Annotated in this window: 10 protein-coding genes and 1 pseudogene; 2 read left to right on the forward strand and 9 right to left on the reverse strand. The window is 53.8% G+C overall.

The window, feature by feature from the left end; all coding sequences use genetic code 11:
- Window positions 1-180 precede the first annotated feature (180 nt).
- From garD to gudD, 8 genes and pseudogenes are all read right to left on the reverse strand, one after another.
- Window positions 181-1,731 (reverse strand): galactarate dehydratase, encoded by a 1,551-nt coding sequence (garD, locus tag N909_RS0113100; RefSeq protein ID WP_029915816.1) that lies wholly within the window; start codon window positions 1,729-1,731, stop codon window positions 181-183.
- A 20-nt stretch (window positions 1,732-1,751) separates the two neighbouring features.
- Window positions 1,752-3,266, reverse strand: a complete 1,515-nt coding sequence (locus N909_RS0113105; RefSeq protein WP_036683158.1) for a tripartite tricarboxylate transporter permease — start codon at window positions 3,264-3,266, stop codon at window positions 1,752-1,754.
- Between the two features lie 33 nt (window positions 3,267-3,299).
- Entirely contained in the window at window positions 3,300-3,743 is a 444-nt protein-coding gene (locus N909_RS0113110; RefSeq protein ID WP_029915821.1) for a tripartite tricarboxylate transporter TctB family protein, read from the reverse strand.
- Between the two features lie 127 nt (window positions 3,744-3,870).
- The gene (locus N909_RS0113115) at window positions 3,871-4,911 is read right to left on the reverse strand and encodes a type 2 periplasmic-binding domain-containing protein (RefSeq protein ID WP_029915823.1); all 1,041 of its coding nucleotides are present in this window, start codon (window positions 4,909-4,911) and stop codon (window positions 3,871-3,873) included.
- Window positions 4,912-5,153: 242 nt separating this feature from the next.
- Window positions 5,154-6,290 carry a glycerate kinase gene (locus N909_RS0113120; RefSeq protein ID WP_029915825.1) on the reverse strand — a complete coding sequence of 379 codons (1,137 nt, stop codon included), beginning with the start codon at window positions 6,288-6,290 and terminating at the stop codon, window positions 5,154-5,156.
- A 133-nt stretch (window positions 6,291-6,423) separates the two neighbouring features.
- Window positions 6,424-7,311 (reverse strand): annotated as a pseudogene (garR, locus tag N909_RS0113125) (2-hydroxy-3-oxopropionate reductase); the annotation flags it as partial.
- A gap of 48 nt (window positions 7,312-7,359) precedes the next feature.
- Window positions 7,360-8,265: a dihydrodipicolinate synthase family protein gene (locus N909_RS0113130; protein WP_029915831.1), complete on the reverse strand. Its 906-nt coding sequence runs from the start codon at window positions 8,263-8,265 to the stop codon at window positions 7,360-7,362.
- A gap of 21 nt (window positions 8,266-8,286) precedes the next feature.
- Window positions 8,287-9,633 carry a glucarate dehydratase gene (gene gudD / locus N909_RS0113135; RefSeq protein ID WP_029915833.1) on the reverse strand — a complete coding sequence of 449 codons (1,347 nt, stop codon included), beginning with the start codon at window positions 9,631-9,633 and terminating at the stop codon, window positions 8,287-8,289.
- 440 nt (window positions 9,634-10,073) lie between these two features.
- Between gudD and N909_RS0113140 the strand changes: the two genes are divergently transcribed.
- Window positions 10,074-11,150 (forward strand): LacI family DNA-binding transcriptional regulator, encoded by a 1,077-nt coding sequence (locus N909_RS0113140; protein ID WP_084167699.1) that lies wholly within the window; start codon window positions 10,074-10,076, stop codon window positions 11,148-11,150.
- A 114-nt stretch (window positions 11,151-11,264) separates the two neighbouring features.
- Here the strand turns inward: N909_RS0113140 and N909_RS0113145 are convergent, their stop codons facing one another.
- Window positions 11,265-12,356 carry an NADH:flavin oxidoreductase gene (locus N909_RS0113145; RefSeq protein WP_029915837.1) on the reverse strand — a complete coding sequence of 364 codons (1,092 nt, stop codon included), beginning with the start codon at window positions 12,354-12,356 and terminating at the stop codon, window positions 11,265-11,267.
- Between the two features lie 382 nt (window positions 12,357-12,738).
- Here N909_RS0113145 and garR (N909_RS0113150) point away from each other — a divergent pair, with 382 nt between their 5' ends.
- Window positions 12,739-13,713: a 2-hydroxy-3-oxopropionate reductase gene (garR, locus tag N909_RS0113150; protein WP_084167700.1), complete on the forward strand. Its 975-nt coding sequence runs from the start codon at window positions 12,739-12,741 to the stop codon at window positions 13,711-13,713.
- Window positions 13,714-13,807: the final 94 nt, after the last annotated feature.

Raw genomic sequence — 13,807 nt, forward strand, 5'->3', positions numbered from 1 at the left:
TAGCCCCAGCTAGGCCTGCGGCGGCACGCCTTGACAGCAACAAAAATGACCCAAAATTAATTCAAATAAATAACCAAACGGGACACTAGCGCCATTCGGGCGGGCTATTTTTTTCTCCGACGCGTGAAAAGAGCCGGTTATCGTTCCTAGCGCAATGGCTGCACAGGGGTGCGAAACGGCTCAGGTCACCGGGGCCGGGTTGAACAGGACCAGGTCGTTGTGAATCCCGAGTTTGTCGGCGGCAACCTGCTTACGGCCGCTGGCCACATCAATGATGAAGTGGAAGATTTCCCAGCCGATTTCTTCGATGCTGGCCTCACCGCTGGCAATCCGGCCGGCATTGATATCGATCAGGTCGTACCAGCGGTTGCAGAGCGCAGTTCGGCTGGCGACCTTGACGACCGGCGCCATGGCCAGACCGTAGGGGGTGCCGCGGCCGGTGGTGAAAACCTGCATATTGATCCCGGCCGCCAGTTGCAGCGTGCCGCAAATGAAGTCACTGGCAGGTGTTGCTACGAAGACAAGCCCTTTTTTGCGTAAGCGTTCACCGGGAGCAAGAACATCGACAATCGGGCTGGTCCCGGACTTGATGATAGAGCCGAGGGACTTTTCCACGATGTTCGCCAGACCGCCGGCTTTATTGCCCGGGGTCGTGTTGGCGCTACGGTCCACTTCGCCCAGTTCAAGGTAGCGATCATACCAGGCCATTTCGCGGATCATGGCCTGGCCGACTTCCTTGTCCACGGTTCGCGGGGTCAGCATGTAGACGGCATCACGAACTTCTGTCACTTCAGAGAATACAGCAGTCCCCCCTGCGCGCACGATCAGATCGGCGGCAAACCCGACGGCGGGGTTAGCGGTAATGCCGGAAAGCGCATCACTGCCGCCGCATTGCATGCCGACCACCAGGTCGGAGACCGGACAGGTTTCGCGCTGCCGCTGGTTGAGATTGTGCAGCTTTTTATCCGCCATCGCCATGATGCCGTTGACCATGGCTGAAAACCCCTGGAAAGCTTCATCCTGGATCTCCAGAATGGCTTCCGGCTGCTGGTCATTGGCTCCGGATAAAAAGTTGGCGGGAACCAGCCGCTTGGGATCCAGTTTTTCACAACCCAGACCCAGAACCATGACTTCTCCCCCCAGATTGGGGTTCAAGGTCAGGTTCTGCAGGGTGCGGATCGGTATAATTGCTGCCGGAGCATTGATGGCAACGCCGCACCCGTAAGAATGGTTCAACGCAACCACATCGTCCACATTCGGGTAGTTGGGAAGCAATTCCTGTTTAATCTTGCGGACCACGAAGTCAGCTATCCCGGCGACACATTGCACACTGGTGCTGATGCCAAGAATGTTTTTGGTCCCAACGCTGCCGTCCGGATTACGATACCCTTCAAAGGTATAGCCTTCCAGTGGCTCAAGCTGGGGAGCCGGTCTGGTCGCCAATTCCATGTCGGCAAGGGCCGGTGCGGTCGGCATCCTGACCAATGCTTCGTGGATCCAGCTTCCGCGGGGAATATCGTTTACTGCATAGCCAATGGTTTCACCGTAACGGATGATCGGTTCACCTTCGGTGATATCGCAAAGAGCTATTTTATGTCCCTGAGGAACATCTCCAACCAGAACCGTTCCGTCTTCAATGCAGTCTCCGCTTTTCAATCCACCGGTTGAGACTGCGACAGCAACGTTATCCTGGGGGGTTATTTTGATACTTTTTCTGTCTTTTGAGTTCATAAAAATTTTTTCTCTCGCATCTATTTCTGAGCGTCCTCTTGTTTTTTCTGATGGGTTTTGACCATTGAGTAAATTGAATAGCCCAGAGAAATGAAAATTAATACCCACAGAAACATTGCGATCGGACTCTTGGTGAAGAATATGGTCAGAGTTCCGAAAGATTCCAGCGATTTTACAAAATAGATTTCTGCTGATTTGCCGAGAATGAAGCCGATGATAAGCGGCGCCACTTCAATCCCAACTTTGCTACAGAAATATCCGAAGAGACCAAAGATCAGCAGGGTCCAGACATCGAACATGATTCCATAGTTGATCGCATAGGCACCAACCACACACATCATGATGATGATCGGGAAGAGAATGTATTTTGGTACAGTGATGACCTTAGCGATATGTTTGATCGCAAAAAACATGATCAGGAACATTGCAATGTTGGCTATTGCCAACGCAATCACCATGGTGTACCAGGTATCCAGATGGTCACCAATGAACAGTGGACCGACTTGAATCCCCTGCAAAGTGAAGGCGCCGATCAGAACCGCCGTGGTACTGTCTCCCGGGATACCCAGTGATAACAGTGGTATCAAGGCTCCACCGGTAAGCCCGTTGTTGGATGATTCCGAAGCAATAACTCCGGAGGGTTCCCCCGTCCCCATTTTTTCTGGTTCTTTACAGAAGTTTTTTTGCTGAGTATATGCCAAGACTGATGCTGCACTGCCGCCAACTCCGGGAAGCATGCCGACAAAGGTGCCGATGGCAGAAGAGCGAAACAGGTTAATGAACTGGCCTTTGAACACAGTCCATGAGAATCTGACCTTATTTGAAAGGTTCAAATCAGCACTAAGGTCTTCCTCAGTAATGCCCTTCGCAGCTTCTTCAAAAATAGTTGCCAAACCGAACAGGCCAATCAACACCGGGAGCAATGAGAATCCTTCTTCCAGGTAGGGGACCATGAAATCAAACATTAGCCGGGTTTCGCCGTTGCCACCGACGGAAATGTCGTAGGTTCCGATCAGGCTGAGCAGGACGCCAAGAGCCCCGCTAAAAACACCGAACAAAATGTTGCTGGACAATGAAGCGATAACGGTCAGGGCGAGAAAGATAATCAGGAATTTTTCGACATAGGAAAATTTGATCGCCACATCCGCCAGTGCCGGAGCAAAGAAGAACAGGATAATCATGCTGAAAACACCACCGAACAGAGAGGAGGCGATGCCAACTTTCAGCGCCTTTTCCCCTTCACCCTTTAGTGTCATGGGATAACCGTCAAATGTGGTGGTAATCGACGATGGTGTCCCTGGAATATTGAGCAAAATTGCCGGAACCAGACCACCGGAAATACCGCCCACATACAGACCGAGAAGCAGCGCCAATCCTTCATTCAGGCTCAATGAATACGTTAGCGGAAGGCAAACGGCAACAGCCATGGTTGCTGTCATGCCGGGAATCGCGCCAAAGAAAATACCGATGAATACCCCCAGAGGGATCAATATGAGAAATGTTGGGGTGATATCAGCTAAAACAGTATGGATCATACGAATATTCCTTCTCTACTATTCTGCTTGGTCTTATGGGAGGCTAATGTTGAACAGTTGTTCAAGAACATACCAGGCGATACAGGGTGCCAGTACGGCATTGAGTACAATCACTAACAATCTGGATTTCGTTATCTGATGGGAATAAAGTAGTGACAGTAGAAGAATAAACGGGATCGATATCAACAGGAAACCCATGCCGGTGTTGGGAAAGAACTGGCCGACATAATCCATCAACACAAAATACACGACCGTCAGCAAGATGGTCCCGAAAAACCTGAATTTATCAATGTGCTGCATGCTGAACTTAAAGTTTTCTTCCCCCTTGATGATTCTTTTGAGTTTGGGGATGCCATAAATAATAAAAATAAGCATCAGAAGAAAAAGCAGAAAGTAGATAACAAGTTTCGGGAAAAGCAAATGCGAGGTGCTGAAATCCACCGAAACCTGAAAAATTGATGATTGCCCTGAATCCATGTTGTCCACCTCAAAAAACGTCTAATGATATGACTTCTGTAGCTCGTATGATGAATTTTTCTTATATAAAAAACGGGCATCTCCTGTTCTATAAGTGGAGATGCCCCAAAATTATGAGCTACCCTTTTTACTTCATACCGTCGATGATCTTTTTAATACGTTCCATTTTGGCTTTGAAGTATGGAGCTGATTTGGTTGAAGGCATGAAGTCCGGAATAAAGAATGATTTTTTCTGAGTCTGTTGAATTTTGCCCTCGGCATAAATTTCTGCCAAGGCATTGTCAAGATATTCAACAATTTCAGGCTTGATGTCCTTGTTATAAAGGAAAATAAATTCCTTGTCGAAGGTGAAATTGGTCTTGTCATCGTAGGGAACCCAAGCTTTCGGCTCGACAAATTGCATCAATTCTTCGCGGGAGGTTTTCCCCATGCCTTCGGGGTTAGCTTGCTCAAGAGTTTGGTTGCGGGCAGTCAGCCAAACGAAACGCATTGCTTTTTGATCGTCAGCGGGCAGCCGGGTGTATTGTTCATTAGCCTGAACCGAACCGTTGATCAGGTCCGCCTGTCCGTCAAACAGCAACTGGTTTTTATCAGCTTGTGAACCGGTGTAGACAGCGACCAAGTTTTCCTGCTTGCCAGGATATTTGACACTAACGGCATTTTTCAGAGCAGTATAACCAATTTCAGAGACGCCGCCGGGTTGAATAGCCACACGAACCTGCGTTCCTTTACCACAGGCATCAATGATGTCGTCAACTGACTGGTAAGGGGATTTTTTAGGGACAAGATAAGCATTCCCGGGGTTTATCGCAAGCAACGGGCCGACTTTGTAGGTGCTGAACATCTCTTCATAACCCTTAACCCCATAGAGATAGCCCAAGTATGCCTGATCATGATAAATCATAACGGTGGTGCCATCCTGGCCGGTTCTCTGAATGGTTCTGAATCCTGCACTTCCACCAATAGCATCAACTTTGACGTTGATGCCAAGTTTCTTGGAGAGGGCTTCAGCAATGATACTGGAGTTTTGATAAGTGTCGCCACCTGTGGACTTGGAGCCGATAACAATCCTCATGTTCCCTTTGATCAGTTTGTCCGAAGCCATTGCCCCGGTAACAGACATCAGGGTAAATGCGAAGACAAACAGGCCCATCAAAATTCTTTTCATGATCTACTCCTCTCTTCGTTGAGTGTAAGGGGTTGTTGTACCAAAAAAGACATCAAATTAAAACGTGACTATGGTAGCGCTGTCATTTTTGGTTGTCAATAAATTTCTGGAGATGCTTTTGAAATTTGTAATAGCGTCATGGATTAATCCCGATCTGTATCAATCTATGACGAAAATAATTATTTAAATTAATAGGTTATGGAAGTTGCTGAAATACCTTGCTATGCTTTTTGCGAGAAAGCTCAGGATACCTTCAGTTTAATGACAGCGGCGACATTTCTGGCCGTGATGCGCAGGTTGGTCCGGGCATTGGCCAGGGCCTCCTCCAGGCTGCAGGGCCCGGTCACGATGCTGAACAGGGCCGTGATGCCGTGCTCCAGAACCGCTTCCGCGCCTTCCCCCAGGCAGCCGGCAAAACCGAGCACCGGGATCTGCCGCTGCGCCGCAACTCTGGCCACCCCGATCGGCGCTTTGCCGTAAACGGTCTGCCCGTCGATGCGCCCTTCTCCGGTAATCACCAGGTCGGCGTCGCTGACGGCCTCGGCCAACCCGATCGCTTCGATGACGATCTCCACCCCGGGGCGCAGGTCGGCCTGCAAAAAACCGAGCAGGGCCGCGCCCATGCCGCCGGCGGCACCTGCACCGGGTCGCTGTTCAATGTCCCGGTCCAGATCGCGACGGATCAGTGCGGCGAAGTGTCCCAGGTTGCGGTCGAGCTGTTCGACCATCTCCGGGGTCGCGCCTTTCTGCGGGCCGAACACGGCCGAAGCGCCGCGCGGGCCGGTCAGGGGATTGTCGACATCGCAGGCGACCTGGATTCGGCACTCCTTGAGCCGTTCGTCCAGTTCGCTGACATCGATCCGTGCCAGCTCGGCAAGGCTGCCGCCGCCATAACCGATCTGCTGCTCATCGGCATCGAGAAGGCGGGCTCCCAGGGCCTGCAGCATCCCGGCACCGCCGTCATTGGTGGCGCTGCCGCCGATGCCGATAATGAAATCGCGCAACCCCTGGTCAAGGGCATGGCGGATCAGTTCGCCGGTCCCGTAGCTGGTGGTCAGCAAGGGATTGCGGCGGGCCGGCGGGACCAGGTCGAGGCCGCTGGCGGCGGCCATCTCGATGACCGCGGTGGCATGGTCGCCACTGCGGCCGTAAAAGGTCTGGACCTGATCGCCCAACGGTCCGGTGACGGTCAGCTTGATCAGGTCACCGTCGGTGGCGGCGACCAGGGCGGCCACGGTGCCTTCGCCGCCGTCGGCGATGGGCAGTTTCAGATACTCAGCCTGGGGATAGATGTCACGAAAGCCGGCTTCGATCTCGCTGGCGACGTCCTGGGAGGACAGGCTCTCTTTGAAGGAATCAGGGGCGATGATGATTTTCATTGTCTCAGCTCGCTCAATGGATTGTGGAGATGAAAACCGTGGTGATCAGTGCTGCCGGTTCCGGATATTAAGCAAGGGGGCGCTGCTGCGAGCAGCCCCCCTTGTTGGTGATTGGAACGCGACCGCCCGGGCGTTAGCGTTTGACTTCGACCTTGGCGAGTTTTTCGTAATGACGGATCAGGGCGCCGTGATCGAGCCCGTCCATGCCGTCGACTTTCATGGCCTGCATCATTTCCATCACCGCCGAGGTCAGCTGCACCGGTACCCCGATCTCATGGGCGGTATCCAGGGCATTGGCCAGGTCTTTGATGTGCAGGTTGATGCGGAAGCCCGGCTCGAATTTGCGATCCATCACCAGCGGGGCTTTGGCATCCAGCACCGTGCTGCCGGCCAGGCCGCCACGAATGGCCTGGTAGACCAGGTCGGGTTCAACCCCGGCTTTGGTGGCCAGCACCAGGGCTTCGCTCATGGCGGCGATGTTCAGCGCCACGATGATCTGGTTGGCCAGTTTGGTGACATTGCCGGCGCCGATCTTGCCGGTGTAAACCACCGAGCCGGCCATGGCTTTCATGATGTCGTAGTTTTTGTCAAAAACCTCTTTGTCTCCGCCAACCATCACCGACAGGGTGCCGTCGATGGCTTTGGGTTCGCCGCCGGAGACCGGGGCGTCGAGCATGGCGACGTCTTTCTTGGCCAGGGCGGCTGCGACTTCACGGCTGGCCAGCGGGGCGATGGAGCTCATGTCGATGACAACACTGCCCGGCTTGGCGCCTTCGATGACGCCGCCTTCGCCCAGCACCACGGTTTTGACCTGTGGTGAGTTGGGCAGCATGGTGATGATGACGTCGCTTTGCTCGGCCACGGCCTTGGCGCTGGGGGCACTGGTCGCTCCGGCGGCGACGACCTCTGCGACGGCGGCAGCATTGAGGTCGCAGACCACCAGTTTGTAGCCGGCTTTGAGGAGGTTTTTGCTCATGGGTTTGCCCATGATGCCGAGTCCGATAAATCCGATTTGCATGCTATTTCTCCTTGTCTTTCCTGTTGAGTGTCGATGTGCGGCCGGTCGTTGTCAGACCAGCTTCCTGGCGCCCAGATTGTCCAGATGCTGCTGCAGGGCGGCCAGCACCGCCGGGGTGCTGCGGGTATTGGGCAGAATCGGTTCGCCCATGTCAAAGCCGAGCAGGCGCATGTAGTCCTTGGTCACCACCGGGAAGCTGGACAGGCCGTAGGCCATGCGCATCGGGGCCAGCTGGTACTGGGCTTCCAGGGCGCCGGCCAGATCGCCGGCCATGAACTTGTCGTAAATGGAGACCACCAGTTCCGGGACGATGTTGGCCGAGGAGGCCACGGTCCCGACCCCGCCGTAGGCGAGGGTGCTCAGAATCAGGATGTCACGCCCGGCGATGACTTTAAAGTCCTTGCCTTTGTTGCGGGTGCGGCGGATAAATTCAGCGGTCAGGGTCATGTCGCCGCTGCTCTCTTTGACGCCGACGATGTTGGGGATCTCGCTGAGCCGTTCGAGCAGCCCGGCGGAGATCCCGCAGCGCATCCGGTCGGGGTTGTTGTAGAGCAGCACCGGCAGGTCGGTGGCTTCGGCCACGGTTTTGAAGTGGCGGTACATTTCATCGTCGTTGGGACCGATGAACATGGGGTGCAGCACGCTGATGGCGTCGACCTTCATGGCTGCGGCTTTTTTGGCCCAGGCGACACATTCGCGGGTGGTGATGTTGCCGATGCCGAAGTAGACCGGGACCCGCCCTGCGGCCTGATCGACGATGATGCGGGTGGCGCGCTCCTGCTGCTCGGGGTCCAGCCCGTAGAACTCACCGTTGCTGCCCATGGCCAGGATGCCGTGGATGCCGCCGGTGATGATATGCTCGACGATCTCGCGCTGCACCGGCTCGTTGACCCGCTCCTGGGCGTCGGTCGGGGTCACGATCGGGGGGATCACCCCTTTGATAAAACTGGTGTCCATCTGGTTGTCTCCTTGGTTTGGTTAACGAACCAGGCAGGGCTTTTTGTTGTCAAAAGTCCAGTTCGGGATCAGGTACTGCATGGCCACAGCGTCATCGCGACTGCCCAGTCCTTTGCTCAGGTAAAGTTCATGGGCCTTCATGATGGCATCCATGTCCAATTCAACCCCCAGACCGGCTTTTTCCGGAACCTTAACATGGCCGTTAACGATCTGGAACGGGTTTTTCGTCAGATATTGACCATCCTGCCAGATCCAGTGGGTATCGATCGCGGTGATATTGCCCGGGGCAGCTGCCGCACAATGGGTGAACATGGCAAGGGAAATGTCAAAGTGATTGTTGGAGTGAGACCCCCAGGTCAGACCCCATTCATGGCACATCTGGGCAACGCGGACGGAGCCCTGCATGGTCCAGAAGTGCGGGTCGGCCAACGGGATGTCGACGGATTGCAGCTGGATGGTGTGGCCCATCTGCCGCCAGTCCGTGGCGATCATGTTGGTCGCAGTCGGCAGCCCGGTGGCGCGCCGGAACTCGGCCATGATTTCGCGGCCGGAATACCCGCCTTCGGCACCACAGGGATCTTCGGCGTAAGCCATAATGCCATGCATGTCTTTACAGAGTTCGATGGCTTCTTTCAGCAACCAGCCGCCGTTGGGATCGAGAGTGATCCGGGCTTCCGGGAACCGTTTTGCCAGGGCTTTGATCGCTTCGATCTCTTCGGCGCCAGCCAGAACACCGCCTTTGAGTTTGAAGTCGTTAAAACCGTAACGCTCATGAGCAGCCTCAGCCAGGCGTACGATGGCTTCCGGGGTCAATGCTTCTTCATGGCGAACGCGGAACCAGTCGTTGTCGGCATTCGGGTCGGACAGGTAGGGCAGGTCGGTTTTGTTGCGATCACCGACATAGAACAGGTAGCCGAGCATTTCCACGCTGTCGCGCTGCTGTCCTTCGCCGAGCAGTGCGGCAACGGGGACATCGAGGAACTGGCCGAGCAGGTCGAGCAGAGCTGCTTCCAGGGCGGTTACGGCATGGATGGCAATACGCAGGTCAAAGGTCTGTAAACCGCGGCCGGCGGCATCACGGTCAGCAAACTGCTTGCGGACACTGTTAAGAATGTTGTTATAGCGTCCAATGGGCTGGCCGACGACCAGCGGGCGGGCATCTTCCAAGGTCTGGCGGATACCTTCGCCTCCGGGGACTTCGCCCACTCCGGTATTGCCGGCGCTGTCTTTGAGAATGACCAAATTGCGGGTGAAGAATGGACCGTGGGCGCCACTGAGGTTGAGCAACATACTGTCATGACCGGCCACGGGTATGACCTGCAACTCGGAAATAACCGGTGACTTTGCGCCTGAATCTGCGTTTTCCAAATGAGCCTCCTATAAAATCGATAGGTTAATTCGAGGAAATGACCCCTGTTAACTGTTAAATGTGGGAAAATCTTCTTGAATGCTGTGGCATGCTAGCGCTGTCATTATGTCGCTGTCAATATTTTTTTCAAAGAGACAGGTAATTGTCGAATGAGTCTCTAATAATTCTATCATATTGGATTAAGTCAGGATTTTTTTTAACGATTTAGGTTGTTTCAGGGGGTATTTAAGTAATTATTTCCTGGTATGGGTAGGACGATTGCCTTGACAGTTTTTTATGGTAGCGTTACCATATGAGATTATTTGCTGTTTTCTTTTCTTATCGGCAAAGTCTTGTTAATATCAGTGCTTATCAACTCTACTTCGTTGTCATCTGGAAACACTGGATGGCAATAATTAAGTTTTCAGATTGGAAACTACTTAAGGAAACTGATTTATTTATGTCGATCAGTAAAAATAGTCATCTCAAGGGGAATGGGCGTTCGCCGAGCTCTTCAACCGTCGATGGACCGTTAAGCTCACGCCGCTCTACGGGAAGCGTGACTTTGGACGATGTCGCCAAGCTGGCAGGGGTTTCACCAATAACTGTTTCACGGGTCCTCAATCATCCAGGCAAGGTCGCCGCTAAAACCCTGGAGCGGGTTCAGCAGGCTATCGTACGGACCGGCTACGTGCCCAATCTGCTGGCCGGAGGGCTGGCATCCCGCCGCAGCCGTTTGATCGCCGCCATCATTCCGTCAATTTCCAACTCCGTTTATGCCGAGACAATCCAATTTTTCACTGAGCGTCTGTTGGATTTCGGTTATCAAGTTCTGCTTGGGGAGTCGGGATATGATGAACTGCGCGAAGAAAAGTTGATTTCCACGATTTTGAGCCGTCGCCCCGACGGCGTTTTTCTGACTGGTATCAATCATTCCGCAGCGTGTAGAAAAATTCTGCTGACTGCCGACATCCCGGTTGTTGAAACCTGGGACCTGACCCCGACACCACTGGATGTTATCGTAGGTTTCTCGCATGAACAGGTCGGTCGCAGCGTTGCCAGATTTTTGTATGAAAAACAATATCAGAGAATAGGTATTGTCTCAGCCGCAGATCAGCGTGCCACTATCCGCGAAAAAGGGTTTGTCGACGAACTGCGAAAGCTTGGCATTGACGTCACAACTAGTTTAGTGCCGGTGCCGACGAATTTCAGATTAGGGCGAGTCGGCTTGGCCAACTTGTTGGACAAGGGGTTTCATGATGGCGCAATTTTTTTCAGTTCAGACACCTTGGCCCAGGGCGGCCTGGAGGAAGCTCGTTCCCGCGGGATAACCGTGCCAGAAACCCTTGCAATCGTCGGGTTTGGCGATCAGCCCTACGCTGCCTATACCTGCCCCAGTTTGAGCACGGTCCGATTCGATCGGACTGAAATCGGGCGCCGGGCCGCAGATGTCCTTCTCGAGCGAATTGAAGGCAAGCCTGTTCAGCAAAATATTATCGATGTCGGGTTCAGTATTGTCGAGAGGGAGACAACCTGAGTCATTAGCTGGCCTCATCTCGCTTTTGCCCGGGAGATTTTCTATACGCACAACCGGTGACGGTTATTACTGGGCTGACTTAAAGAGCCCCAAGATAGACATTTTTACGATCTGCTAGGTTTGGGTCTTTTTCAGGAGCGGACAGTACAGCCCCTCGCCATTTCTCATCGGCACCATGCAGCGGTTGCATGAAATACAATCTGCACTGCGGGCCGCATCATTGCGCCAGATGTCAGGCAGGTCCGGTTGCCTGATGAGGGGCCGGCTCAAGGCAACGGCATCGCAGATTCCCTGATTGACTAGTTCTTCTGCGCTGGCCGCATTACGGATTCCTCCGACCAGAATCAACGGAAGAGCGAGTTTTTTCTTAAATTGTTCTGCCGCATCCCGGTACCAGACGGAATCGTCTCCGACCCGAATCGGATTCTGTTTCCCGGACAACGGAGTGCCGCCACTCATTTCCACAGCGTCAAGACCTGCCTGTTCCAGCATCCCGGCGATTTCGATCATTTCCGCGGGTTGCAGTCCTCCGGCAACAAAATCCGCAGCATTCATCTTCATCAGGATCGGAAAGTGTTCTCCAGCAACTTGGCGGATTCCGCTGACGATGTCGAGGACTATCCTGGCGCGTTTGGCCGTGCTGCCGCCCCAGTCATCGGTCCGGCGATTAAACAGGGGTGAGAGAAACGTTGAGAGCAGGTAGCCATGGGCGGCATGAATCTGCACCCCGTCACAACCCGCCTGCTGGGCGCGTTTGGCCGCGCTGACGAAGCCGGCGATAGTCCGGGCGATATCCTCTTCGTCCATTGCCGGAGCATCGGCAACCCCGCAGGCACCGGCGGACGGTCCTTTGGCCGGAAGGTCAAGAAGCGGAAGGTCCGCTCTTGCTCCGGCATGGGCGAGCTGGAGGATAAAACGGGCAGTGGGCGAACTGTGAACTGCTGCGGCCATTTGGCGGACCCCGGGCAGCTGAGCCTCTTCGGCCAGACCCAGTTGCCAGCGACTGGCACGACCTTCAGGCAGCACAAAAGCGTGACCGGAGATGAGTGTACCGGTTCCGCCATGGGCCAGTTCGGTCAGCAGCTGGAGCAGTTCAGGGCGTGGCAGGCCAGCGCTGTCCGCCATCCCTTCGTGGGTGGCGGAGCGGACAATTCGATTGCGAACGGCAAGGCGTCCAAGGTTGACTTTGGAAAACAGGCCTGGCATTGGTGTCTCCTGACATGTGTACAGATTGATGTGGCTGGTTCCGACCGGGTTGTGTCACCGGGCCAGTTCAGGCAATGCGATATCTTAACTGGTTTGCCCCGGTGAAGGTAGGATGAAATTGCTGCGCGGCCCAGGTCGTCACCCGCGGCACTGTGCCAGGAGCTAAATTATGGTTTTTCTTAATTTTGATTTGTTTTTGCCGTGCTTATCCTGTATAGGCTGAGGAGGATTTCAGGTCAGCTCTGACAGCGTGGTGAAAAAGGCCCTCCCCGGACTTTCCCAGACACGGTGGGGATGTTATTTTTCCCGCCATGCAGAATCAATAAATTAAAAGAATCTCTGCTGAATTTTGATTGCCCATCCATGGGGTCGGCAGACTGTTTTGCAACAGCCCGCTAGGTATCTTGAGGAAAATTGTGTAGACTGGACAGAATCTACAAAGGGGAATTTTAAAGAACAGGAGAAAGAATCGATGAGAATTGGATTTATCGGACTGGGAATCATGGGCAAGCCCATGTGCAAAAACCTGATGAAAGCCGGTCATAAACTGGTTGTTATGGATCTTGACGTCGACAAGACCGACGAACTGGTGGCGATGGGGGCGAAAGTGGTCATGACTCCCAAGGCTGTCGCCCAGAACGCTGATATCATTATTGTTATCCTGCGGAATTCGCCGGATGTCGAGGCTGTGGTCTTAGGGACGGACGGCATCATTGATGGTGTAAAAGCGGGCAGTATTGTCATTGACATGACTTCAATTGCCCCGGCAGTGAGTAAAAAAGTTGCGACAGAACTGGCCAAGAAAGATGTCGAAATGCTCGATGCTCCGGTCAGTGGCGGTGAACCGAAAGCCATTGACGGCACGCTGTCTATCATGGTCGGCGGCAAGAAAGAAGTCTTTGACAAGTGCTACGGCATTTTGAAAGACATGGCCGCCTCTGTTGTTCATACCGGCTCCATCGGCGCTGGAAATATTACCAAGCTGGCCAATCAGATTATCGTCGCCCTGAATATTGCCGCCATGTCTGAGGCACTGGTGCTGGCGACCAAGGCCGGGGTCGAGCCTGAGCTGGTTTTCCAGGCCATCCGTGGCGGCCTGGCCGGCAGTGCGGTGCTGGATGCCAAAGCTCCGCTGGTTATGGAGCGCAATTTCAACCCCGGAATGCGTATTTATCATCACATGAAGGATCTTGGCAACGTTCTGCAAACCTCCCATGAAATAGGGGTTCCGCTGCCGTTGACAGCTTCCGTCCTGGAGATGATGCAGGCCATGAAGGTTGAGGGGCTGGACCACCTCGATCATGCTGCGCTGATTTGTTATTACGAAAAACTCGCCAAGGTCGAAGTCAAACGTTAGCTTTTCGCCTTCTCCCGGCTGCCGATTAAGCTCGGAGCCGGGAGAAGGTGAAGATCAAGCCTGTCGCAGAACCGCCTCTGCAAATCAAGCTCTT

This window comes from Pelobacter seleniigenes DSM 18267, from assembly GCF_000711225.1.
GTDB lineage: Bacteria > Desulfobacterota > Desulfuromonadia > Desulfuromonadales > Geopsychrobacteraceae > Seleniibacterium > Seleniibacterium seleniigenes.

Bases quoted from the DNA above. Each gene is read 5' to 3' on its own strand.
- N909_RS0113140 (WP_084167699.1), top strand. From the start codon at position 10,074: ATGTCGATCAGTAAAAATAGTCATCTCAAGGGGAATGGGCGTTCGCCG.
- N909_RS0113110 (WP_029915821.1), bottom strand. From the start codon at position 3,743: ATGGATTCAGGGCAATCATCAATTTTTCAGGTTTCGGTGGATTTCAGC.
- N909_RS0113115 (WP_029915823.1), bottom strand. From the start codon at position 4,911: ATGAAAAGAATTTTGATGGGCCTGTTTGTCTTCGCATTTACCCTGATG.
- N909_RS0113120 (WP_029915825.1), bottom strand. From the start codon at position 6,290: ATGAAAATCATCATCGCCCCTGATTCCTTCAAAGAGAGCCTGTCCTCC.
- N909_RS0113130 (WP_029915831.1), bottom strand. From the start codon at position 8,265: ATGGACACCAGTTTTATCAAAGGGGTGATCCCCCCGATCGTGACCCCG.
- garD (WP_029915816.1), bottom strand. From the start codon at position 1,731: ATGAACTCAAAAGACAGAAAAAGTATCAAAATAACCCCCCAGGATAAC.
- N909_RS0113105 (WP_036683158.1), bottom strand. From the start codon at position 3,266: ATGATCCATACTGTTTTAGCTGATATCACCCCAACATTTCTCATATTG.
- N909_RS0113145 (WP_029915837.1), bottom strand. From the start codon at position 12,356: ATGCCAGGCCTGTTTTCCAAAGTCAACCTTGGACGCCTTGCCGTTCGC.